This is a genomic window from Streptomyces seoulensis, assembly GCF_004328625.1.
Classification (GTDB): Bacteria; Actinomycetota; Actinomycetes; order Streptomycetales; family Streptomycetaceae; genus Streptomyces; species Streptomyces seoulensis.
Map to the genome: position 1 here is coordinate 4,289,043 of NZ_CP032229.1, position 21,794 is coordinate 4,310,836.

General features: G+C 72.8%; 20 protein-coding genes. 8 read left to right on the forward strand and 12 right to left on the reverse strand.

Translation table 11 applies throughout. The features are described 5' to 3' along the window. The first annotated feature begins 173 nt into the window (after nucleotides 1–173). Nucleotides 174–2,687, forward strand: coding sequence for an ATP-binding protein (locus D0Z67_RS20070; RefSeq protein ID WP_037774955.1), 2,514 nt, complete (start codon nucleotides 174–176; stop codon nucleotides 2,685–2,687). A gap of 22 nt (nucleotides 2,688–2,709) precedes the next feature. On the opposite strand, the gene nucS is transcribed toward D0Z67_RS20070, so the two are convergent. Further along, nucleotides 2,710–3,381, reverse strand: a complete 672-nt coding sequence (gene nucS / locus D0Z67_RS20075; RefSeq protein WP_031181234.1) for an endonuclease NucS — start codon at nucleotides 3,379–3,381, stop codon at nucleotides 2,710–2,712. A gap of 298 nt (nucleotides 3,382–3,679) precedes the next feature. Between nucS and D0Z67_RS20080 the strand changes: the two genes are divergently transcribed. Then, on the forward strand, nucleotides 3,680–4,072 hold the full coding sequence (locus D0Z67_RS20080; protein WP_031181235.1) for an SCO5389 family protein: 393 nt from the start codon (nucleotides 3,680–3,682) through the stop codon (nucleotides 4,070–4,072). A 28-nt stretch (nucleotides 4,073–4,100) separates the two neighbouring features. Here D0Z67_RS20080 and D0Z67_RS20085 read toward each other — a convergent pair whose 3' ends face one another. Next, on the reverse strand, nucleotides 4,101–5,129 hold the full coding sequence (locus D0Z67_RS20085; protein WP_031181236.1) for an LLM class flavin-dependent oxidoreductase: 1,029 nt from the start codon (nucleotides 5,127–5,129) through the stop codon (nucleotides 4,101–4,103). Nucleotides 5,130–5,372: 243 nt separating this feature from the next. On the opposite strand from D0Z67_RS20085, the gene D0Z67_RS20090 reads away from it, so the two are divergent. Beyond that, nucleotides 5,373–5,705, forward strand: coding sequence for a hypothetical protein (locus D0Z67_RS20090; protein WP_031181237.1), 333 nt, complete (start codon nucleotides 5,373–5,375; stop codon nucleotides 5,703–5,705). Between the two features lie 12 nt (nucleotides 5,706–5,717). On the opposite strand, the gene D0Z67_RS20095 is transcribed toward D0Z67_RS20090, so the two are convergent. From D0Z67_RS20095 to mce, 5 genes are all read right to left on the reverse strand, one after another. Next, nucleotides 5,718–6,572: an ABC transporter permease gene (locus D0Z67_RS20095; RefSeq protein ID WP_031181238.1), complete on the reverse strand. Its 855-nt coding sequence runs from the start codon at nucleotides 6,570–6,572 to the stop codon at nucleotides 5,718–5,720. Beyond that, the gene (locus D0Z67_RS20100; RefSeq protein ID WP_031181239.1) at nucleotides 6,569–7,696 is read right to left on the reverse strand and encodes an ABC transporter ATP-binding protein; all 1,128 of its coding nucleotides are present in this window, start codon (nucleotides 7,694–7,696) and stop codon (nucleotides 6,569–6,571) included. The genes D0Z67_RS20095 and D0Z67_RS20100 overlap by 4 nt, the downstream gene beginning before the upstream one ends. A gap of 208 nt (nucleotides 7,697–7,904) precedes the next feature. Further along, a complete protein-coding gene (locus D0Z67_RS20105; RefSeq protein ID WP_031181240.1) occupies nucleotides 7,905–8,840 on the reverse strand; it encodes a coiled-coil domain-containing protein in 936 nt (311 codons plus the stop codon). Between the two features lie 157 nt (nucleotides 8,841–8,997). After that, nucleotides 8,998–12,843, reverse strand: a complete 3,846-nt coding sequence (gene scy / locus D0Z67_RS20110) for a polarized growth protein Scy (RefSeq protein ID WP_031181241.1) — start codon at nucleotides 12,841–12,843, stop codon at nucleotides 8,998–9,000. A 208-nt stretch (nucleotides 12,844–13,051) separates the two neighbouring features. After that, nucleotides 13,052–13,492: a methylmalonyl-CoA epimerase gene (mce, locus tag D0Z67_RS20115; protein ID WP_031181242.1), complete on the reverse strand. Its 441-nt coding sequence runs from the start codon at nucleotides 13,490–13,492 to the stop codon at nucleotides 13,052–13,054. Between the two features lie 149 nt (nucleotides 13,493–13,641). Between mce and D0Z67_RS20120 the strand changes: the two genes are divergently transcribed. The 3 genes from D0Z67_RS20120 (at nucleotide 13,642) to D0Z67_RS20130 (ending at nucleotide 17,193) form a co-directional block, all read left to right on the forward strand. Further along, nucleotides 13,642–14,841: an acetyl-CoA C-acetyltransferase gene (locus D0Z67_RS20120; protein ID WP_031181243.1), complete on the forward strand. Its 1,200-nt coding sequence runs from the start codon at nucleotides 13,642–13,644 to the stop codon at nucleotides 14,839–14,841. 45 nt (nucleotides 14,842–14,886) lie between these two features. Next, a complete protein-coding gene (gene meaB / locus D0Z67_RS20125) occupies nucleotides 14,887–15,843 on the forward strand; it encodes a methylmalonyl Co-A mutase-associated GTPase MeaB (protein WP_031181244.1) in 957 nt (318 codons plus the stop codon). A gap of 135 nt (nucleotides 15,844–15,978) precedes the next feature. Then, on the forward strand, nucleotides 15,979–17,193 hold the full coding sequence (locus tag D0Z67_RS20130) for an MFS transporter (protein ID WP_031181245.1): 1,215 nt from the start codon (nucleotides 15,979–15,981) through the stop codon (nucleotides 17,191–17,193). A gap of 102 nt (nucleotides 17,194–17,295) precedes the next feature. Here the strand turns inward: D0Z67_RS20130 and D0Z67_RS20135 are convergent, their stop codons facing one another. The 4 genes from D0Z67_RS20135 to D0Z67_RS20150 all read right to left on the reverse strand — a co-directional run bounded on the left by D0Z67_RS20135 (nucleotide 17,296) and on the right by D0Z67_RS20150 (nucleotide 19,952). Beyond that, nucleotides 17,296–17,772, reverse strand: a complete 477-nt coding sequence (locus D0Z67_RS20135) for a MarR family winged helix-turn-helix transcriptional regulator (RefSeq protein WP_031181246.1) — start codon at nucleotides 17,770–17,772, stop codon at nucleotides 17,296–17,298. A gap of 92 nt (nucleotides 17,773–17,864) precedes the next feature. Next, a complete protein-coding gene (locus D0Z67_RS20140; RefSeq protein ID WP_031181247.1) occupies nucleotides 17,865–18,671 on the reverse strand; it encodes an AIM24 family protein in 807 nt (268 codons plus the stop codon). Further along, entirely contained in the window at nucleotides 18,668–19,318 is a 651-nt protein-coding gene (locus D0Z67_RS20145; protein WP_031181248.1) for an AIM24 family protein, read from the reverse strand. Before D0Z67_RS20145 ends, D0Z67_RS20140 begins: the two co-directional genes overlap by 4 nt. A gap of 1 nt (nucleotide 19,319) precedes the next feature. Then, complete coding sequence (locus D0Z67_RS20150) at nucleotides 19,320–19,952, reverse strand: AIM24 family protein (protein ID WP_031181249.1); 633 nt, start codon at nucleotides 19,950–19,952, stop codon at nucleotides 19,320–19,322. 198 nt (nucleotides 19,953–20,150) lie between these two features. Here D0Z67_RS20150 and D0Z67_RS20155 point away from each other — a divergent pair, with 198 nt between their 5' ends. Together D0Z67_RS20155 and D0Z67_RS20160 are read left to right on the forward strand one after the other, a co-directional pair. Then, nucleotides 20,151–20,495 (forward strand): DUF3817 domain-containing protein, encoded by a 345-nt coding sequence (locus D0Z67_RS20155; protein WP_031181250.1) that lies wholly within the window; start codon nucleotides 20,151–20,153, stop codon nucleotides 20,493–20,495. After that, nucleotides 20,492–20,785: an MTH1187 family thiamine-binding protein gene (locus D0Z67_RS20160; protein ID WP_031181251.1), complete on the forward strand. Its 294-nt coding sequence runs from the start codon at nucleotides 20,492–20,494 to the stop codon at nucleotides 20,783–20,785. The genes D0Z67_RS20155 and D0Z67_RS20160 overlap by 4 nt, the downstream gene beginning before the upstream one ends. A 23-nt stretch (nucleotides 20,786–20,808) precedes the next feature. On the opposite strand, the gene D0Z67_RS20165 is transcribed toward D0Z67_RS20160, so the two are convergent. Then, nucleotides 20,809–21,786, reverse strand: coding sequence for an ArsR/SmtB family transcription factor (locus D0Z67_RS20165; RefSeq protein ID WP_031181252.1), 978 nt, complete (start codon nucleotides 21,784–21,786; stop codon nucleotides 20,809–20,811). Nucleotides 21,787–21,794 lie beyond the last annotated feature (8 nt).

Genomic DNA, 21,794 nt, shown 5'->3' on the forward strand with positions numbered 1-21,794 from the left:
CGGGCCGTCCGGCACCCCGCCCTGTCGGGGACCCCGGTCGACGGTTTAGGGTTCGGTCGCCCGCCGCCTCGTGTAATCCGCGAGCGGGCCCGGACCAGAAGCGACAGCGCGATGTGCGGCAGGCCGGGAGGGGCCGAGATCGGCACACGACGCTTTTTGGGGGCTTTGAACCCATGGACCCGAACTTTCCGGGAACCGAGGACCACGGTCAGGCACCGAGCCGCCGTCCGCCCCGGGACCCCCTCACCGCCGACTTCGCCCCGAGCGGCCCCGTACCCGCCCGCACCACCCGGCTGGTCTGCGGCGACTTCCTGCTCACCGTCAACCCGGTCGACGGCAGCGAGATAGAACCCTGCCCGCCGCACGAGCGCCCGGAAGCCCCCGCCAAGCGCACCCCGGCCGCCCGCGCCGAGTACGAACGGGCCGCCCTGCCGCCCGCCCCGCCCGGACACCGGCTCGCCACCCCTGAGTTGCTGGAGCGTCAGGAGATACGCGAGCGGCTGGTCCGGCTGCTCACCCGTGGCCGTACCGTCCGCCTCACCGGCCCCGGCGGCTCCGGCCGCACCGCCCTGCTCGACCTCGTCGCCGAGGACTGCGCCGACCTCGCCCCCGACGGCGTGGTCCGGCTCGACGGCCTCCACCGCACCCCCGACGACCTGCTGCGCGACCTCTTCCACACCGTCTACGACGCCCCCCGGCACCGCCTGGAGCCGGACGAACTGCGCGAGACCGTCAAGGAGGTCGGCGCCGTCGTCCTCATCGACGACCTGGAGTTCGGCGGCACCGCCCTCACCGAGCTGCTGGACGCCGCCCCCGAGTGCGCCTTCCTCCTCGCCGCCACCCCGGACACCCCCGCGGCCACCGGTGACGTCGAGGAGGTGGACCTGCCCGGCCTCGACCGCGCCGCCGGGGTGGAGATCCTCCAGCGGTCGGTGGGCCGGGACCTCACCGAGGAGGAGGCCGTCTGGGCCGGCGACCTCTGGTTCGAGTCCGAGGGGCTGCCGCTGCGCTTCGTCCAGGCCGGCGCCCTGCTCCGCCAGCGCGAGCAACTGCGCGCCAGCGGAGGCGTGGTGGACGAGTACGGCGTCTTCGAGGACGTACGCGGCCCCGCCGACGCCGTGCTCGACCTGCCGCTGGAGGACGAGGAGGCCGAGGAGGTGCCGCTGCCCTCGCTCGCGGAGGCCGCCGCGCCCGCCCCGCTGCTCGCCTCCCGGCTCAGCACCTCCGCCCGCGCCGCCCTGCGCTTCGCGGTCGCCCTGGACGGCGAGCTGCCGCACCCGGCGCATCTGCCGGCCCTGGTCGGCGACACCCACGCCGACGCCGCGCTCGGCGAACTCCTCGGCTGCGGCCTGGTCTCCCCGGCCGGCCCCCGCTACCGCCTCGCGGCCGGGGTGCGCGCGCAGCTGGAGGCCGCCGGATACGACGAGGACGCCCCCGCCGAGGCCCGTACCGCGGCCCGGCACTACGCCTGGTGGGCCGCCCACCCCTCGGTCACCCCGGAGCGGGTGTGCGCGGAGGCGGCGGCCGTGCTGACCGCGCTGGAGACCGTCCTGCCCGGCACCGAGCCGGCCGACGAGGGCGAGGACGAGCAGGCGACCGCCGTCCGGCTCGCCCACGCGGCCGCCGCCGCCTTCGCCGCCGGACTGCACTGGACCGCGTGGGAACAGGCCCTGCACGCCGGGTCCGAGGCCGCCCGCCTCGCCCAGGACGTCCCGGAGCGCGCCTACTTCCACCACGAGCTGGGCATCCTCGCCCTGGTCGACGGCCAACTGGACCGCGCGCGCTCGGAGTTGGAGGTCTCGCACGGGATGCGCACGGCGCTCTCCGACATGCGGGGCACCGTCGCGGGCCGCCGCGCGCTCGCCCTGGTCGCGGACCGCAGCGGCGATCTGCCGGGCCTGGCCGCCCTGATGGCCGCCGAGGAGCCCGCCCCCGCCCGCACCGCGCCGCTCACCCCGGCGCCGGCCGCGTTCACCCCGTCGTACGGCTACGGGCAGGAGACCGTCGTCGCCCGGCAGCCCGGCGCGGCGAAGGAGCGCGGCGGGGTACGGGCCATCGCCCGGCGGAATCTGGTGGCCGCCGGGTCCGGCGCGCTGCTGGTCGCCGTGCTCGGCACCGTCGTCACCCTCGGCATGACCTCCGGCGAGGGCGCCGGAGGCGACCCGGCGAGCACCGTGGGCGGCAACCCGACCGCGACCCAGGACCTGGACGACGGCACGCTGGGCGCGGTCCCCAAGCGGGACGAACCCACGCCCGCCGGCGCCGTCACCACCCGCCCGGCCGGCCCCGGCCCGGACGGCACCCCCGGCACCTCGGACGACCCCTCGCCGTCCGCCACCACGGGCAGCCCCACGGCCGATCCCACGGGAACGCAGAGCGCCGGCGGGACGAGCCCCGAGCCGACGCACGGCGGCGGCTCCAGCGGGCCCACGGGCAAGCCGACCAAGACCGGCAAGCCGTCGACCTCCCCGACCGGGCCCACCGACGAGCCGACCACGGAGGAGCCGACCGACCCCGGCGGCCCCAGCACGCCCGACGACCCCACCACGCCCCCGACCACCTCGACCTCGGCCAGCCGCCCGGCCGACAGCGCCACCGCGTCCGCACCCGCCTCCACAGCGGCGACGGACGCCACGGATGCCACCGGGACCCCGGTGACCGCGAGCACCGAGCCGCCGGTGATCTGAGGGCCTCAAGGGCCGGGGCGGCTCAGAACAGGCGGAGCTTGTCGTCCTCGATGCCGCGCATGGCGTTGTAGTCGAGGACCTGGCAGCCGATGCCCCGGTCCGTGGCCAGCACGCGGGCCTGCGGCTTGATCTCCTGGGCCGCGAACACCCCGCGCACCGGGGCGAGATGGGGATCGCGGTTGAGCAGCTCCAGATAACGGGTGAGCTGCTCCACGCCGTCGATCTCGCCGCGCCGCTTGATCTCGACGGCGACCGTGCCGCCGTTGGCGTCCCGGCACAGGATGTCGACCGGGCCGATCGCCGTCATGTACTCGCGGCGGATCAGGGTGTAGCCCTCGCCGAGGGTCTCGATGCGGTCGGCGAGCAGCTCCTGGAGGTGCGCTTCCACGCCGTCCTTGATCAGACCGGGGTCCACGCCCAGCTCGTGGGACGAGTCGTGGAGGACTTCCTCCATCGTGATGATCAGTTTCTCGCCCGCTTTGTTGATGACGGTCCACACGCCCGCCTCGTCGCCCGTGCCCTCCTTCAGGGTGCAGGGCGGCGACATCCAGTTGAGGGGCTTGTAGGCCCGGTCGTCCGCGTGGATGGAGACGCTGCCGTCCGCCTTGACCAGGATCAGGCGGGGGGCCGAGGGCAGGTGGGCGGTGAGCCGGCCGGCGTAGTCGACCGAGCACCGGGCAATGACGAGACGCATGGTCGGCAACGCTACTCGACGCGCACCCGTGCACGCGATTCGCCCGCTCCCCACCAGCGGCCCGGCGTCCCGCCCGTCCGACGGGCCACCCCAATTGTCCCTGATAACTCTTGTTCATCCCTGGCCGATTGTGACCGCAGGACGACCGTTCCATATACGCATTCTGCTGGTGTCGTCACCGACGGTTGCCTACCGTAGGAGCAGGGAGGCCGCGTGGGGGTACGGAGCGTCTCCGGTTTCGCGCCCTCCCTTTTCTGTCCGGCAACCCCTGTCCATCGGGGGTGCGAGAGGAGAACCCATGTCGCTCGACGTCTCACCGGCCCTACTGGAACAGGCCGAGCGAGGCGAGGTCGACGAAGCAGAATTCGTCGACTGCGTCCGGACCTCCCTGCCCTTTGCGTGGGAGATGATCAGCTCCCTGGTGGCCCAGCTGAAGGTGGACGGCGGACCCTTCGCCGACAACCAGACGCCCCCGCCGGACGAGCAGGCGCGCGGCCAGCTGCTGCGCGCGCTCGCCAGTGACGCCATACGCGGCGCTCTCCAGCGCCACTTCGGCGTACGCCTGGCCTTCCAGAACTGTCACCGGGTGGCGGTGTTCCCACTGGACTCCTCGGTGGACGAGAGGCTGGCCCGCTTCACCTCGGTGCGCGCCCAGCTCCTCAACCAGTCCGCGGAGCTGCGCGACTGCTGACGCACACGTGCGACACCGGCTCCGGCGGTCAGCGCAGGCGGGGCAGCACCTCGGCGCCCAGGCGCCGCAGGTTCTCCTCGGTCGCGTCCAGATCGCCGGAGCCCTCGACGAGCAGGGCGAAGCGGGAGATCCCGGTGCGCTCCGCGGTGGCCGCGAGGCGGTCCGCGGCGAGCCGGGGCGTACCCACCGGGTGCAGCCCGCAGAGCAGTTCGGTGTAGGCGTACGGGTCGCGCATCGCGCGCGCCCGGCCGTCCACCGTCACATGGGCCTCCAGGCCCTGTTTCAGCCAGCCCGGCATCGCCTTCAGCAGCGTCTCCACCGCGTCGGAGCGGCTGTCCGCGAGCTGGCAGACCCCGGCCGAGACATGGCCGGCGGCCGCGATCTCCTCGGGGGAGCGGCCCGCGTCGCGGGCGTGGCGCCGCCAGAGGGCGACCATCTCGGCCTTCTCCTCGTCCCCGACGTGCATCCCCAGCAGCATCGCCAGACCCCGCTCCGCCGCCAGCCGCACGCTCTTCGGCGAGGTGCACGCCACCACCACCTCCGGCCCCGGGGTCTCGGCCAGTGCGTCCGCCGGGCGCGGCACCACCGGCACCTCGCGGAACGCGTACCGCTCGCCCGAGGCGCCGGCCGACGGTTCGCGCAGCCAGCGCAGCAGCAGGTCCAGCGACTCCGGGAAGCCCCGCTCGTACGCCGCGAGCCCGGCGCCGAACACCTCCAGGTCGACCCAGGGCCCGCCCCGGCCGACGCCCAGGACGAACCGGCCGCCGCTGGTGACGTGCAGCAGCGCGGCCTGCTCGCCGAGGGCCACCGGGTGGACGGTGGGCAGCACGCTGACCGCGGTGCCGACCCGGATACGGCGGGTGCGGCCCAGCAGCAGGGCGGCCAGCGTGACGGCCGACGGGCAGGTGCCGTACGGCACGAAGTGGTGCTCGGCCAGCCACACCGTGTCCAGCCCGGCCTCGTCGGCCACCTCGGCGGAGCGCACCGCCCGGTGCAGGGCCTCTCCGGCGCCCTGGCCCGGATACTGGGCCGCCAGCACAAAACTTCCAACGCGCATCGCATTTCCCGCTTCCTTGGCTCCGACCGGGAGCTCCCCCGACCGGCATAACCACATGACACGTGCCCAGGACACGGCTTCGTGGAGGGATTTGCGGATTGTCTGCAGAATGGTCGCTTCTCTGCTGGAATGGATCGGCCCGGAGGGGGACTTGTACGGGTTGGCGCCCTACGCGAACCCCCGGCGGCCGCCGCGTAGGCTGGACGCGGCCCGTGCTCCCTGTATAGCCCCAAGAGGTGTCCCGTGTCCCCGCGTCGCAACCGACCCAAGGCGGCAGACTCGTCCGGCCGAGGCGCCGAGGACGACCGGTCGGGCCGGTACGGCGGCTGGCAGTCCACCGAGTCCTGGCAGGGCGAGGAGTGGAGCGTCCGCCATGTCGCCGGGGCGAGCGCCGACGGCAAGACCTACCGCTGCCCCGGCTGCGACCAGCTGATCCCCTCCGGTGTCCCGCACGTGGTGGCCTGGCCCGAGCACGCGGGCGTCGACGACCGGCGGCACTGGCACAAGGCGTGCTGGAACGCACGGGACCGCCGCACCACACGGGTACGGCGGTCCGGAAACTCGCCCAGGTTCTGAGGGGGCTCGGGGCTACACGTCCCGGCTCTCCAGCAGCGCGTACGCCCCGGCGAAGGCCGCCGCCGTCACGCCCAGCATGATCCACAGCGGCTCCCAGCCGGTGGGCCCGGTGTGGCTGAGGGTGTTGTCGTAGAACACGCCCATCTGGCTCGGGATCGAGTACTCCAGCAGCGCCTGCTGCACCTTCTCCAGCGAGCCGGCGTTCATGAACAGCGCGATCACCAGCGGGGCCAGCACGGCGCCGATCATGATGGTGATGGCCCCGGCGGAGTGCCGGATCATCGAGCCGACCAGCAGCGACAGCAGACCGAGCAGCGCGATGTACAGGCTGATGCCGAGCGTGGCCTTCAGCCATTCCGAGCCCGACGGGGTCCGGGTGCCGTTGCCCTCCAGCATCGAGGTCTGGATCAGCGCCACCAGGGACACCGTCGCCAGCGTCACCACGAAGGCGACCACGAAGAACACGATCGACTTGGCCGCCAGCACCCGGCCCCGGCTCGGGCACGCGGTCATCGTCGTACGGATCATGCCCGTGCCGTACTCGGACGCCGTGGTCAGCACGCCCAGCGTCATCACGCACATCATGCCGAGCAGCAGCCCGAAGAAGCCCAGCGTCAGCGGGTTCTGGCCGTCCAGCTCACCGGCGCCCCGGACCGCGACCGCGGCCAGCAGGCCGATGCCGACGACCAGGGCCACGAACACGCCGAGCGTCCACACCGTGGAGCGCACCGACTTCATCTTCGTCCACTCCGAGGCCAGCGCGTGCCCGAGGTGCGTGGGCGTGACCGGGATCGGTGAGCTGTAGCCGGACTGGAGACCGCCGGACGTGTGCGGCGCCTCGGGCATCGGGGGCTGCTGGGTGCTCATCGGGGGTCCTCGGGCTTCGTCGGTTCGGCGGGCGCGGCGTACGGGTTCGGCGTCTCGGGGCCGGGAGCGGCCGGCGCCGGCGGGGCGTACGGGACGCCCGGCTGGGGCGGCGGCGGGGCGTACCAGCCCGGCTGGCCCTGGCCCGGCACCGGCATCGGGGGCTGCACACCGGGCGGCAGCGGCTGCTGGAGCCCGGAACGCTGGTCCACCGTGGAGCGGTAGTCGACGGCGCTCTGCGTCATCCGCATGTACGCCTCCTCCAGCGACGCCTGGTGCGGCGACAGCTCCCACAGCCGTACGTCCGCCTCGTGCGCCAGGTCGCTGATGCGGGGGAGCGCCAGCCCGGTCACCCGGAGCGCGCCGTCCAGCTCGGGCAGCACATGGCCGCCCGCCTCGGTCAGCGCCGAGGTCAGCTTCTCCCGCTGCTGCGGCTCGCTGTCCGGGGTGCGCACCCGCGCGAAGTCGGCGGAGTTGGCCGAGATGAAGTCGGTCACGCTCATGTCGGCGAGCAGCTGACCCCGCCCGATCACGATCAGCTGGTCGGCGGTCAGCGCCATCTCGCTCATCAGATGCGAGGAGACGAAGACCGTACGGCCCTCCGCGGCGAGCGCCTTCATCAGGTTGCGGACCCAGAGGATGCCCTCGGGGTCGAGACCGTTGACCGGCTCGTCGAACAGCAGCACCTGCGGGTCGCCCAGCAGGGCGGCCGCGATGCCGAGGCGCTGGCCCATACCGAGCGAGAAGCCCTTGGAGCGCTTGCGGGCCACTTCCTGGAGCCCGACGACGCCGAGCACCTCGTCCACCCGGCGGGCCGGGATGCCGGAGAGCTGGGCGAGGCTCAGCAGATGGGCACGGGCGCTGCGGCCGCCGTGCACCGCCTTGGCGTCGAGCAGCGCGCCGACCTGACGGGGCGCGTTGGGCAGCTTGCGGTACGGGAAGCCGCCGATGGTCACCGAGCCGGCGGTGGGGTTGTCCAGCCCGAGGATCATCCGCATGGTCGTCGACTTGCCGGAGCCGTTGGGCCCGAGGAAACCGGTCACCGCGCCGGGACGTACCTGGAAGGAGAGGTCGTGCACGGCGGTCTTGTCGCCGTACCGCTTGGTCAGGCCAACAGCCTCGATCATGCTCCGCACCCATCGGAAGGTTCAGGACAGCGGGGCGCGTGCCCCCGTAAGGGTTAGGAGGATAACCGGGCCGGAGCGGTTCCGCCCAAGAGAAAGTAAAGCCAAAGGCTCACAGCGCGTGGCTGAACACCGCCGAGAGCGGCCGAAGCCCCCTGCCGCGCCGGCGGCAGAGGGCTTCGCCCGCGCTCAGCGGGAACGCGCCCGGTCCTTACCGGGTCTGCTGGGCCGGCACCCCGCGGGTGGCCGACTCGTCCTCCACCGGCGAACCGGCGGCGGCGACGGCGGCACCCGTCAGCGTGGCGAGCATCTCGCGCACGTTGGTGAGCTGGGCGTTGATGCTGTCGCGGCGGTTGGTCAGCGCCGCCAGCTCCCGCTCGGACTCCGAACGGATGCGGTCCGCCTTGGCGTTGGCGTCCGCCACGATGTCCTCGGCCTGACGCTGCGCCGTCTCCACCGTCTGGCGCGCACGGCGGTCGGCGTCGGTGCGCAGCTTCTCCGCCTCCAGGCGGAGCTGCTCGGCACGGTGCTCGATCTCCGCGAGGCGCTTCTCCGCCTTCTGCTGACGCGACGCCAGGTCCCGCTCGGACTGCTCGCGGCGCTTGGCGAGATTCGTCTCGAAGTCGGCGGCGGCCTGCGCGGCCTTGGCGCGGGTCTCCTCGAAGAGAGCGTCGGCCTCCTCGCGCTTGGACTGCGCGTCCTTCTGCGCGTCGGAGCGGAGCTGGGCCGCCTCGCCCTTGGCCTTCTCGACGATCCGGACGCCCTCGTCCTCGGACTTCGCCTTGCGCTCGGCGGCGAAGGACTCCGCGTCGTTGCGCACCTGCTGGGCGGCCGACTCGGCCAGCTCACGGTGCTGTTCGGAGGCGCGCCGGGCCTCCTCGCGCAGGTCCTTCGCCTCCTCCTCGGCGAGGCGCAGGATCTTCTCGACCCGCGCGCCCAGACCCGCGTACGACGGTTCCGCGTCGGTGATCTGGGCCTGGGCGTTCTGCGTTTCGAGGTGGAGCTCCTCGATGCGCTTCTCCAGTGCGGTGATCCGGGAGAGCGCGCTGTCACGGTCGGAGACGAGCTTGGAGATGCGTTCGTCCACCTGAGCGCGGTCGTATCCACGCCGCACTAGCTCGAAGCCGTAGGGGGAAGTGTCGCTCATGGGGTTCCTGTCGAATGAGACCGGTGAGGTGATAGAGGGAATCCTAGGCGCCGAAGCGGTGTGTCATCGAGCGGATACGTGTTTGGTCTGGAGAATGACACCTCTTTCGGGTGGCTGACCCCCCGAAAACTTGCCATCCCCCGTCCCGATCCCCGTCCTAGCCGTCGGAGTTCTTGCCACCCGACCGGGGCGGACCCACCGTCGCTCCCGCCTTGACCCCGCTGTCCTTGCCCGCCGGGCCCTCGAACGACTCCAGCGCCTCCAGTACGTCCTGCACCCGCGAGATCTCGGTGTTGATGTCCTCGCGGCGGCGCACCAGGATCTCCAGCTCGCGCTTGCCCTCCTCGACCGTGCGCCGCGCCTCGCGGATCGCCTCGGCCTTCAGGTCCTCGGCCTCCTTGACCAGCCTGGTCTTCTTCTGCTCGGCCTCCTTGAGCAGACCCTCCGCCTTCTTCACGGCGGCGATGCGCACCTTGCCCGCCTCGGAGTTGGCCTCCGACACCAGCTCCTTGGCCTTCGCCTGCGCCTTGGACAGCTGCTCCTCGGCCGCCTTGATCAGCGCGTCGCAGCGGTCGCCCGTCGACTTCATCGTCTCGGCCGCCTCCCGGCGGGCGCGCTCGTGCAGCTCCTCGATCTCCGTGGTGACCCGCTCGCGCAGCTCCTCGGCCCGCTCCCGGATCGCGGTCGCGTCCCGGCGGGCGCCGACCAGCAGCTCGTCGGCGTCCGTACGGGCCTTCTCCACACGGGAGTTGCCCTCCACCGTCGCCTCGGACACGATCCGGTCGGCCTCGGTGCGGGCCGCGCCCACCATCGAGTCGGCCTGGCCCTCCGCGTCCGCGGTGGCCTGCTGCGCCTGCTGCCGCGCCTCAGCGAGCAGCTTGTCCGCCTCGGCCGCCGTCTCCGAGATCAGGGTGTCGACCTGCTCGGCCGCCTCCGAACGCCGCTTGTTGGCCTCGCCGCGCGCCTCGTCCAGCGTCCGGTCGGCCTCCTCGCGCGCGGAGTTGACCAGCCGCTCGGCCTCCGTCTCCGCCTCCGACCTGACCCGCTCGGCGTCGGCGCGCATCCGCTCGGAGTGCCGCTGCGCCGTACCGACCGTCTCCGCCGCCTCGGCGCGCAGCCGCTCGGCGTCGTCGGTCGCGTCCGCGATCAACTGCTCGGCGTTCGCGACCGCTTCGGCACGGACCCGCTCCGCCTCCGCCGCCGTCTCGTGCTGGAGCCGCTCCGCCTCGGAACTCGCCTCGGTGATGAGGGTGTCGGCCTGCGTCGCCGCGTCCGACCGGATGCGGTTGGCGTCCTCCCGGGCGTCCGCCCGGGTCCGGGACGCGGCCTGGTCGGCCTCCGCCAGCTTGTCCGACGCCTCGGTACGCACCCGCTGCGCGTACTCGGCGGCCTCCGAGCGCAGCCGCTCCGACTCCTCGGCCGCCTCGGCGACCGTGTGCTCGGCGAGTGCCTTGGCCGCCTCCGACTCCTCGCTCGCCTCCCGGCGCAGCCGTGTCGCGTCCTCGCCGGCCCGCTCCCGCTCGGCGTAGGCGTCGGTGCGGAGCCGCTCCGCCTCCTCCTCGGCCTCGCGCCGGGTACGGTCCGCCGCGTGCTCGGCGGCCGAACGCAGCCCGGCGATCTCCTCCTGCGCCTGCTCGTGCAGCCCGCTGACGGAGTCCCGTACCTGCGCCGCGTGGGTCTCGGCGGCGGACACCATCTCGGTGGCCCGGCGGTCCGCCTCCTCCACCAGCCGGGTCGCCTCGGCCTGTGCCTCCTCCACGCGGGTGCGCGCCGAGGCCAGCAGCTCCTCGCTCTGCTCGCGGGCCCGCTCGCGCTCCTGGTCCGCCTCCTCGCGGGCGGCGCCGAGCAGCTCCTCCGCCTCGCGGCGGCGCCGGGTGGCCTCCTCCTGGGCGGCGGCCAGCGTCTCGGACGCCTCCGTGCCCAGCCGCTCGGCCGCGGCCTGCGCCTCCGCGCGGACCCGGTCGGCGCTCTCCTGCGCCTCGGTCTTGAGCCGCTCGGCCTCGGCCGCGGCCTCCGACCGCAGCCGTACGGCCACCGACTCGCCCTCGGCACGCGAGGCGGACGCGTCCGCCGCGGCCTCGTCGCGCAGCCGCTCGGCCTCGGCCGCGGCCTGCTCCTGGAGCGTACGGATGCGCTCGGCGGCCTCCGAACGCAGCCGCTCGGCCTCCTCGCCGGCCTCGCGCCGGATGCGGGACGCCTCCTCGCGGGCCTCGGCCAGCGCCTGCTCGGCCGACTCCCGGCGCTCCTGCGCCTCGGTCTGCAGCCGGGTCAGTTCACCGGCGGCCTCCTCGCGGCGCGCCTCGGCGGCCTTCTCGGCCTCCTCGCGCAGCTCGCGGGCGGCCTTCTCGGCGTCCGCGCCGACCGTCTCGGCCCGCTCCTCGGCCTCGGCCTTGAGCCGCTCGGCCTCCTTGCGGGTGCGCTCCAGCGTCTCCTCGGCCTGCCGGCGCAGGCTGGTCGCCCGCTCGATGGCCTCGGTGCGGACCTTCTCGCTGTCGGTGGTGGCGGTCTTGCGCAGCTCGTCCGCGTCGGCCTTGGCCTTGGCGAGGAGTTCCTCGGCGGACTTGGCCGCCTCCTCGATCTGGGTGACCGCCTCCCGGCGGGCCTCGGCGCGGATCGAGTCGCCCTCGGTGACCGCGTCGGCGCGCAGCTGCTCGGCCTCGCCGCGCAGGCGCCGGGCCTCCTCCTGCAGCTCGACCGTCTTGGCCCGGTACTCCTTGGTGTCGTCCTTCGCCGTGCCCTTGAGCTCCTCGGCGATGTCGTGCGCCTCGGCGCGCAGCCGGTCCGCCTCCGCCTCGGCCTCCGAGCGGATGCGCTCGGCCTCCTCGGTGGCGGCCTTGGTGGTCCTGCGGGCGTCCTCGGACGCCTTGTTCAGGACCTCCTCGGCCGTCCGGGCGGCCTTGGAGAGCTGGCTCGCGGTCTCCTCGGCGGTGGCGCTGCGGGCGTTCTCCCCGGCCTCGGCGAGGATCTTCTCCGCCTCGGCACGGGCGTCGGCGACGATCTGCTCGGCGTCCGCCTTGGTGGACTCGGCCTCCTTGGTGGCCTCGCTGACCAGCCGGGCGACCTGCTCCTTGGCGGTGCGCGTCCGGGTCTCGTTGGCGGCCTCGGCGCCGGAGAGCGCCTTGGCGGCGGCCTCCTTCGCCTCGGTGACCAGCTTCTCCGCCTCGGAGCGGGCGCTGCGCAGCGCCCGCTCGGCCTCCGCCATCCGCTCCTCGGCGTCCCGGCTCAGCTCGGCGGCCTGCCGGCGCGCGGCGTCCGACTCGCTGGCGGTGGAGGTACGGAGCTGCTCGGCGTGGTCGGTGGCCTCCTGCGCCTGCGAGGAGGCGGCGTTCAGCAGCCGCTCGGCGTCGGTGCGGGCCCGGCGCAGGATCTGCTCGGCCTCGCTGCGGGCAGCCTCGGCGTCGGTGCGCAGCCGCTCACGGGCCTCGTGGGTCAGCCGCTCGGCCTCGGCGCGGGCGGCGGCGATGGCCTGCTCGGCCTCGGCGCGCGACTCGTCCAGCAGCCGGCGGGCCTGCTGCTCGGTACGGGCGCGCAGCTGCTCGGCCCAGGACACGTTCTCGTTGACGTGGGACTCGACGGTCTGGCGGCGCTCGGCCAGCTCCTGGTCCAGCTGCTGGCGGCGGGTGACCGCCTCCTGGTGCAGCTCCGCCTGGAGCCGGGCGGAGTGCTCGGCGTGCTCCTGGAGGATGCGCTGGGTCTGCGCGCGGGCCTGGCTCAGCTCGCGTTCGGCGTCCTGCCGCAACTGGTCGGCCTGCACCTGGGCGTTGCGGAGCAACTGCTCGGCCTGGTAGCCGATGTCACCGCCGTCGTAGGCGGGACGGGTCATCAGGGTGCGGCGCGCCTCGTGCAGCTTGGCGCGCAGCACCTCGACCTGGTAGCCGAGATCCTCGGCGTGCTGGATCGCCTTTTCCCGCTCGGTCTTCAGCCGCTTCATCTCGGCCTCGAACCGAGAGAGGTGGTCGACGTCAGCCGCCGGCTCTCGCTCCTGGCTCTCGTAGCCCCGCACTGCGCGGTCCCATCCGTCCCCTGGTGAATTTCTCCGACGAGCACCGTCCATCCGCCGGACGGGGCCCTCCGGGGAATGGTGTCAGATCAACGGCGGAGCACGGGCTGCTGCCCCGACGCTCGTCCCCCGAAACCCGGACCCCGGCATCGGTCGTCCCCCGTGTTCGGGGACGACCGCCCCCAACCCTACCGGCCCTTATGTACGAGAGTCAGTGCTCAGGTGACTCAACTGCCGCCGAAGTGACCAGTTCTGTCAGGACTCCGTGGCAATCCTTGGGGTGCAGGAAGGTGATCCGGGACCCCATGGAACCGATGCGGGGCTCCTCGTACAGGACGCGTACGCCCTTGTCGCGGATGCCGGCGGCGTCCGCGTCCACGTCCGCGGTGCCGAAGGCGATGTGATGGACGCCCTCTCCGTTCTTGGCCAGCCACTTGCCGACCGCGGAGTCCTCCCGCGTCGGCTCCAGCAGCTGGAGGTAGGAGGCGCCGCCGTCCGAGGTCTCGTTGATCTTGAGCATGGCCTCCCGGACGCCCTGCTCCTCGTTCACCTCGGTGTGGAACACCTCGAAGCCGTAGGTCGTCCGGTAGAACTCGACGGTGGTGTCGAGGTCGTGGCAGGCGATCCCGATGTGGTCGATTCGCGTCAGCATGGTTTCAGTGCAGCGCTCAGGCGGTGGTTACGCAACGTGCGCGCGATCACACCGCAATGGCGATGACGGGCTCCGGTACCGGTCAGTACATTCGAAGTAAACCCTCGTTCACTCCTCGGCTGTGCAGGCCGGTAAGGGGATCGCAGCTCATGTCTTCTGGAAAGACCACCTCTGTGATCGTCGCGGGCGCGCGGACGCCCATGGGACGGTTGCTCGGTTCGCTGAAGTCCTTCTCGGGTGCCGACCTGGGCGGCTTCGCCATCAAGGCGGCCCTCGACCGCGCCGGGATCAGCGGCGACCAGGTCCAGTACGTGATCATGGGGCAGGTGCTCCAGGCGGGTGCCGGCCAGATCCCGGCCCGCCAGGCGGCGGTCAAGGCCGGCATCCCGATGAACGTCCCGGCGCTCACCGTCAACAAGGTCTGCCTCTCCGGCCTCGACGCGATCGCGCTGGCCGACCAGCTCATCCGCGCGGGTGAGTTCGACATCGTGGTCGCGGGCGGCCAGGAGTCGATGACCAACGCCCCGCATCTGCTGCCGAAGTCCCGCGAGGGCTTCAAGTACGGCGCGATCGAGATGCTGGACTCGATGGCCCACGACGGGCTGACCGACTCCTTCGAGAACATCGCCATGGGCGAGTCCACGGAGAAGCACAACACCCGCCTCGGCATCGGCCGGGCCGCGCAGGACGAGATCGCCGCGCTGTCCCACCAGCGGGCCGCCGCCGCGCAGAAGAACGGCCTGTTCGAGGCCGAGATCACCCCGGTGGAGATCCCGCAGCGCAAGGGCGACCCGGTGCTGTTCAGCAAGGACGAGGGCATCCGCGGGGACACCACCGCCGAGTCGCTCGGCCGGCTCCGGCCCGCCTTCACCAAGGACGGCACCATCACCGCCGGGTCCGCCTCGCAGATCTCCGACGGCGCCGCCGCGGTGGTCGTGATGAGCAAGGCGAAGGCGGAGGAGCTGGGCCTTGAGTGGCTCGCGGAGATCGGCGCGCACGGCAATGTCGCCGGTCCCGACAACTCCCTCCAGTCGCAGCCGTCCAACGCGATCCAGCACGCGCTGGGCAAGGAGGGGCTGACGGTCGCCGACCTGGACCTCATCGAGATCAACGAGGCGTTCGCGGCGGTCGCCGTGCAGTCAATGGACGACCTCGGGGTGTCCACGGAAAAGGTGAACGTCAACGGCGGCGCCATCGCCCTCGGCCACCCGATCGGCATGTCCGGCGCCCGGCTGGTGCTGCACCTGGCGCTGGAGCTGAAGCGCCGGGGCGGCGGGGTCGGCGCGGCCGCGCTGTGCGGTGGCGGCGGCCAGGGTGACGCGCTGATCGTGCGGGTACCCAAGGGCTGAGTTCCTCTTTTTCCGGCGGTGTGCGCGAGTGAACGGAGCAGTTTGATGCGGGACGTCTCCTCTCTGGTGGCAGAGGCCAGGGAAGGCCGGCCCCGGGCCGTGGCCCGGCTGATCTCCCTGGTCGAGGGGGCGTCCCCGCAGCTGAGGGAGGTGATGGCGGCCCTCGCCCCGCTCACCGGCAACGCGTACGTGGTCGGTCTGACCGGCTCGCCCGGCGTCGGCAAGTCCACCTCCACCTCCGCGCTGGTCACCGCGTACCGCAAGCAGGGCAAGCGGGTCGGCGTCCTCGCCGTCGACCCGTCCTCGCCGTTCTCCGGGGGCGCGCTGCTCGGGGACCGGGTGCGGATGTCCGACCACGCCTCCGACCCCGGCGTCTACATCCGCTCCATGGCCACCCGCGGCCACCTCGGCGGGCTCGCCTGGGCCGCGCCGCAGGCGATCCGGGTGCTGGACGCGGCCGGCTGCGACGTGATCCTGGTCGAGACCGTCGGCGTCGGGCAGTCCGAGGTGGAGATCGCCTCCCAGGCCGACACCTCCGTGGTCCTGCTGGCCCCCGGCATGGGCGACGGCATCCAGGCGGCGAAGGCCGGAATCCTGGAGATCGGTGACGTCTACGTCGTCAACAAGGCCGACCGCGACGGCGCCGACGCCACCGCCCGCGAGCTGAACCACATGCTCGGCCTCGGCGAGGCCCGGGGCCCCGGCGACTGGCGCCCCCCGATCGTCAAGACGGTCGCCGCCCGCGCCGAGGGCATCGACGAGGTGGTCGAGGCCCTGGAGAAGCACCGGGCCTGGATGGAGGAGCACGCCGTCCTCGCCGAACGCCGCCGGGCCCGTGCGGCCCGCGAGGTGGAGACCATCGCGGTCACCACCCTGCGTGAACGCATCGGCGACCTCCACGGCGACCGCCGCCTCTCCGCCCTCGCCGACAGCGTCGTCACCGGCGACCTCGACCCGTACCGTGCGGCGGACGAACTCGTCGAAGGACTTACCCAGGGCTGAGGCCTGCTGCTAGCTTGACCGGCATGTTCCTCCTCATGGCATAGAGCGGCACCCCTCGCGCCAGCGCGGCTCTTCTCCTGAGCCCCGCGGCGCGCACCCGTGCCCTCGTCCCGCCTCCCGTGAGGAACCCCGCGCATGTCCGCGCCCCCTTCCGCGTGCCCCGCCGCGCCGTCCTACGCCGCCGTCCTCCGCGTCCCGCACGCCCGCCGTACCTTCGGCACCGCCCTGGTGGGCCGCCTGTCCTACGGCACCGTCCCGCTGTCCCTGCTGCTCGCCGCCCAGCGCGCCACCGGGTCGTACGCGGCCTCCGGGGCGGTGCTCTCCGTGTACGGCGCCGCCGTCGTCTTCCTGACCCCGGCGCGCGCCTCGCTGGTGGACCGGTACGGCGCCCGGCGTGCCCTGCTGCCGCTGGCCGCCGCCCACGGAGGACTGCTCTGCGTGCTCGCCGCGCTCACCTGGCGGCCCGGTGCGCCGGTGCCGCTGATCGGGGGCGCCGCCGTTCTCGCGGGCGCCTGTGCGCCGCCTTTGGGGCCGGCCATGCGGGCGGTGTGGTCCGCACTCCTCACCGACCGGGATCTGCTGCGACGCGCGTACAGCCTCGACGGGGTCGCCGAGGAGCTGCTCTTCGTGTCCGGTCCCGCTCTGGTGGGCGTCCTCGTCGCCTGGACCGTCCAGGCCTCCGGGCTGCTGCTCGGGGCACTGCTGCTGGTCGGGGGGACCGCCGCCTTCGTCACCTCCCCGGCGATGACGGGGCCCCGGCCTCGGACCGAGGGCGGTGGGCGCCGGGGTGGCGTGCGGGGGCTCGCGGCGCCCGTCGTGGTGGCTGCGGGGACGGGGCTCACGATCAGCGGGGTGGAGCTGCTGGTGCTGGCCCACGTCGGCGCGGACTCCGGGGACACCGACCTCGTCCCGTGGGTGCTGGGCGCCCTGTCGGTGGGGAGCGCGCTGGGCGGGCTGGCCAACGGGGCGATCGACTGGCGCGGCCCCGCCCGGACCCGTCTCGCCGGCTTCGCGGTGGCCCTCGGCCTGACGATCGCCGTGGCGGGGCTGGCGCCCGGGCTGCTCACGCTCGCGGTGGCCATGGCCTGTGCGGGTGCCTTCATCGCCCCGGCGCTCACCACGGCCTACCTCCTGGCGGACGAGTCGGCCCCCGCGAGCGACCGCACCCGGGCCGGCGCCTGGGTGAACATGGCCGTCAACGCAGGCAGTTCGGCCGGCGGCCTGACCGCCGGCGCCCTCCTCGGCCACCTCCCGCTGCCCCTCTGCTTCGCCCTGACCGGAGCCACCGCGCTGGCCTCGGCCGGGGTGGCCCTGCTGGGCGGGAGTCGGACCGAGCCCGCGCGGGCGTGAGCCGGGGGCCTGTCCCGGCCCCGACGGCAGAGCGCCCCGCCCTCCCCGGCACCGGTGCGGTGCGAGGGCGGGCGGGGCGCGTGACCGTGGTGCCGGCCCCGGCTACGGGCGGCCGCGCTGGTCTCTGAGGTGTTCCGCGATGGGCTTCAGGGACTTGTCGAGGTCCTGGAGGGCGTCGGGGGAGAGCAGGTCGATGAAGTGGCGGCGGACGGAGGCCACATGGTGCGGGGCCACCTTCCGCATCGTCTCCAGCCCGTGCTCGGTCAGGACGGCGAAGAGGCCGCGCCGGTCCGACTCGCAGTTCTCCCGGCGGACCAGGTCCGCGTTCTCCATGCGCGTGATCTGATGCGAGAGGCGGCTCTTGGACTGCATGGTCGCGCCCGCCAGGTCGCTCATCCGCATCCGCATGTCGTCCGACTCGGACAGATTGACGAGGATCTCGTAGTCGTTCATCGTCAGGCCGAACGGCTGAAGATCCTTCTCTAGCTGGTACGTCAACAGCCTGTTGACCTCCAGGTGGGTGCGCCAGGCGCACTGCTCCGCATCGGTCAGCCAGTGCGTGGCCGTCTCGGTCTCCATGAATGAAGTCTACCTAAGAAGTTGAATGGCGAACTACTCTGGGTGATGTGACTGTGCGCACGCGTTCGACGTCACACTCCGCAGACTACCGCTCACAGCCCGAAGCGACGCTGGAGGTCTCCCAGCTGTCCGGGAAGGCGCGGTACCCCGGAAGCCTCCGTTCCGGGCCCCATCGGCCCCGCTGCGCCCCCTCCGGGTACCCCCGGCTCGGACGGAACAGCACCCGTGGGCCGTTCCGTCATCAGCGTCTCACTGGACTGGAGCAGCACCGTCCCCGCGCCGGTGAACTCGAACTGGTGCTCCTCCCCGGAGGCCCCGCCGATCCCCGTCATCGCACGTAGACCGCCCATCACGCCGGTGAGATACGCGTGGTCGTAGTGATGGCAGGGGGAGGGGCAGTCGGCCCAGCCGACCAGCGCCTGCGGGTCCACCCGGATCGGCGGCTCCATGAAGACCACCGGCCCGTTCGAAGCGGCGACGAACTTTCCGGTTCCGATGAGCGTCAGAAAGCCGGGCACGATCGATTGTTTGAGTGCCAAGCTTGGCTGAAAAGCGATCAAGTTGCCCGCGCGAACGGTCAGGTTGCCCTGATCCAGGTCGTACGAATTCACATCGAAGGCCCGGTCCGCGAGGAGCATCTTGCCCGAGCCCTCCGCCACCACCCAGTCGCTCGCGTGCAGTGGCGAATGGAAGGAAGTACGCACCAGCCGGTCCAGCCGGCCGTGCCCGATGCCGTTGAAGTCGATCGACCCGTAGTAGGCGATCATCTTCCCCTTCTGCAGGAACCACTGGCTCCCCTTGAGCTCCACGCAGAAGGTGTACGGGTTCACGTTGTCGTCGACGGGGAGCGTCGCCGGGTCGAAGACCACCGGGCCGCCCCCGCTCGGGTAACCGCTCACAGCTTCTCCTCCGACGCCTGGACGTACACCGTGCCGTGCCCGCTCAGCTCCAGCTGGAACGCCTCGCCGGAGCCGCGCCCCACCATGTCGCGCCAGCCCAGCGCGGTGGACAGCTTGTTGCGCACCTCGCCGTGATGGGCGACGTACGCCTGGGGGTCCACATGGACCGGGCGCTGCGGGGTGATGGGCAGCTCGAAGATCCCGCCGTGCGCCATCACCGCGACCGCGCCGTGGCCCTGGAGGGTGGTGGTGAACAGGCCCTGCCCGGTCGCCTGGCCGCGCACCAGCCCCATGACCCCGCCCTGCGAGCCCAGGAACATCGTGCCCTGCCGCAGCGAGCCCTCGAAGGCGAGCAGCCGGTCCGCCTCCACGTACAGGGTGTCGCCGCCGAGGGTGATGACATGGACGTGATGGCCGCCGTGTCCGAACAGCACCGTGCCGCTGCCCTCCACCGTCATCAGCGGAGCCGCCTCCCCGGCGACCCGGCGCCCGAGCATCGACATCACCCCGCCCTGCCCGCTCTGCATGTTCGGGGTGAAGGACACCTCGCCGGTGTACGCCAGCATCGCCCCGCGCTGACTGAACAGCCGCTGCCCCGGCGCCACCCGGGCCTCGACCATCTTGGAGTTGATCTCCCGCAAGCTCATCTCACAGATCCCCCGCGATCGTGTTCCGTTCGCTGGGCTGCACATAGACCAGCCCGTCGCCCTCGAAGCGGATCTGGAACGCCTCTCCGCCGCCCTCGCCCATCAGGGTGCGGAAGGTGACCCCGGACTGGAAGGACTGCCGCACATTGCCCTGGTGCGCGATGTAGGCGCCCGGATCGACGGTCAGCGGGTACTGCGGGCTGACCCGGAGCACCACCGCCGGACCGTCGGACAGGATCGCGGCCTGGCCGGTGCCCTCCACGGTCGTGGTGAACAGTCCGTTGCCCTGGGAGGCGCCGCGCAGCCCGGTGAAGGTGGTGCCGGTGCGCAGGCCGGCGTCGGTCGCCAGCAGGTTGCTCGACTCCACGTACAGCGTGTCGCCGCGCAGGGCGACGAGATTGATCTCGGACGCCCGGTCCGCGAACCAGCAGGTCCCCTGTCCTCTCACCTCCATCACCGTCATCTGCTCGCCGGTGAGCCGCCGCGTCACCATCCCGCGCAGCCCCTCACCGCCGCCGCTCAGCTTCTTGAAGGCCATCTGCCCGTCGTACGCGACCATCGAGCCGTTCTTCGCCTTCACGGCGTCCCCGGTCACGTCGACGGCGAGGACCTTGCTTCCCTGCAGTCGGAACATCGCCACCCCGTGAAAGTAGCCTCCGGCCGGGTGGAGAGAACAGGGCCCACGGGTGGAGAGCGACCCTGAGCACACCCCTAGGGGCGCGGTTTGCCACAATGGGAGGACGCTTGTGCTTCCGTTCACAAAGCGGATCATGAGCCGGCCTCTCCATGGCCGGACCCCGCGCCCCAGCAATCGTTTCCCCGAAGGTGACCCGTGGACCTCAAGACCGCATCCGCCCTCCGCCGCCTCCGCCTGGTCTCGGCGCCGGAGGCCGTGTCCTTCCTCGTCCTGCTGCTGTGCTCGGTGCTGAAGCGGACCACGGACTTCAACGGCGTCCCCGTGATGGGCGCGGTCCACGGCGTGCTCTTCGTCCTGTACGTGGTCTTCTGGCTGGACGCCTGGAACCGGACCAAGTGGAGCTTCGGCACCGCCGCCCTCTACTTCGTCCTCTCGGTGCTGCCCACCGGCGGCTTCTTCGCCGAGCGCAAGCTGCGCCGGGAGTCCGAGAACGCCGTCATCGCGGCCCGCGCCCGCCAGGAAGGAACCGTGAACGCATGATCGTCGCCTTTTCCGTGACGCCCCTCGGCGTCGGCGAGGACGTCGGGGAGTACGTCGCCGACGCCGTCCGCGTGGTCCGCGAGTCCGGGCTGCCGAACCGCACCGACGCCATGTTCACCTCCATCGAGGGCGAGTGGGACGAGGTCATGGACGTCGTCAAGCGCGCCGTCGCCGCCGTCGAGGCCCGCGCGCCCCGCGTCTCCCTGGTCCTCAAGGCCGACATCCGCCCCGGCGTCACCGACGGCCTCACCTCCAAGGTGGAGACCGTGGAACGGCACCTCGGCGCCTGACGCCCGTACCGGACGGTCCTCCGTCAGCCCCCTGACGCCAGCGCCATCCCCAACGGCGTCCGCTCGTACAGCACTTGATGCCCGTACCGGCGGGACGTCAGCAGGCCGCTCTCGCGCAGGACCGTCAGGTGGGACGAGACGGAGGAGGCGGCGAGGTCCAGGCGGTGGGCCAGGGCGGTGGTGGACGCCGGGTCGTCCAGGGCCGCCAGTACCGCCGCGCGGTTGCGGCCCAGCAGGCGTACCAGGGCCTCAGGGGTACGGGCGCCCGGCTCGGCCCACAGGCCGCCGACACCGCGCGCTGGATAGACGAGGGTCGGCTGCCAGGGCGGGTCGAAGCCGGTGATCACGTCCGGCCAGCAGAACACGCTCGGCATCAGCACCAGGCCCCGCCCGCCGAGCCGGCGCTCGTACACCCCGCCCGGCAGGGTCAGCGTGCGGCCGTCCCAGCTCAGCCGGGTGTCCAGCTCGGTCAGCAGGGTGCCGAGGCCGGCCTCGGCGAGGCGGCGCGAGTGGAAGGCCACGTCCGCCTCCAGCAGCGCCCGCAGCCGGGGCCACTCCGGCTCCACCAGCACCCGCCACGCCACCTCCAGGGCGTCCGCCAGCTCCCGCACCATCCGTACCGGGTCCGCGAGCCACGCCCGGCCGCGCTCCGAGGCCAGCGCGCCCGGGGTGCAGGCCAGCGAACGGGCGGTGTCCTCGCGGGCCGCCTCCGGATCGGCCGCCCGTACCGCCGCGATCTCCTCCTCGAAGGTGGCCGCCGGGCCGATCGGCGGCGCCCCGAGCCAGTCCGGGGAGTGGCCCCGGCGGGGCATCAGCAGCCACAGCGGAGCGAGGTCCAGGCCGGCGGCCGCCGTACGGATGCGGCGCAGCCACGGCACGTGGTAGCCCTGCCGGTCCGGGCGGCGCAGCGTGCGTACCGCGTCCTGCGTCTCCCAGAGCGGGGAGACGGCGAACCGGCAGTTCAGGAAGTCCTCCTCACCGAAGTGCAGGTGAGAAGCCACGGCTGCCA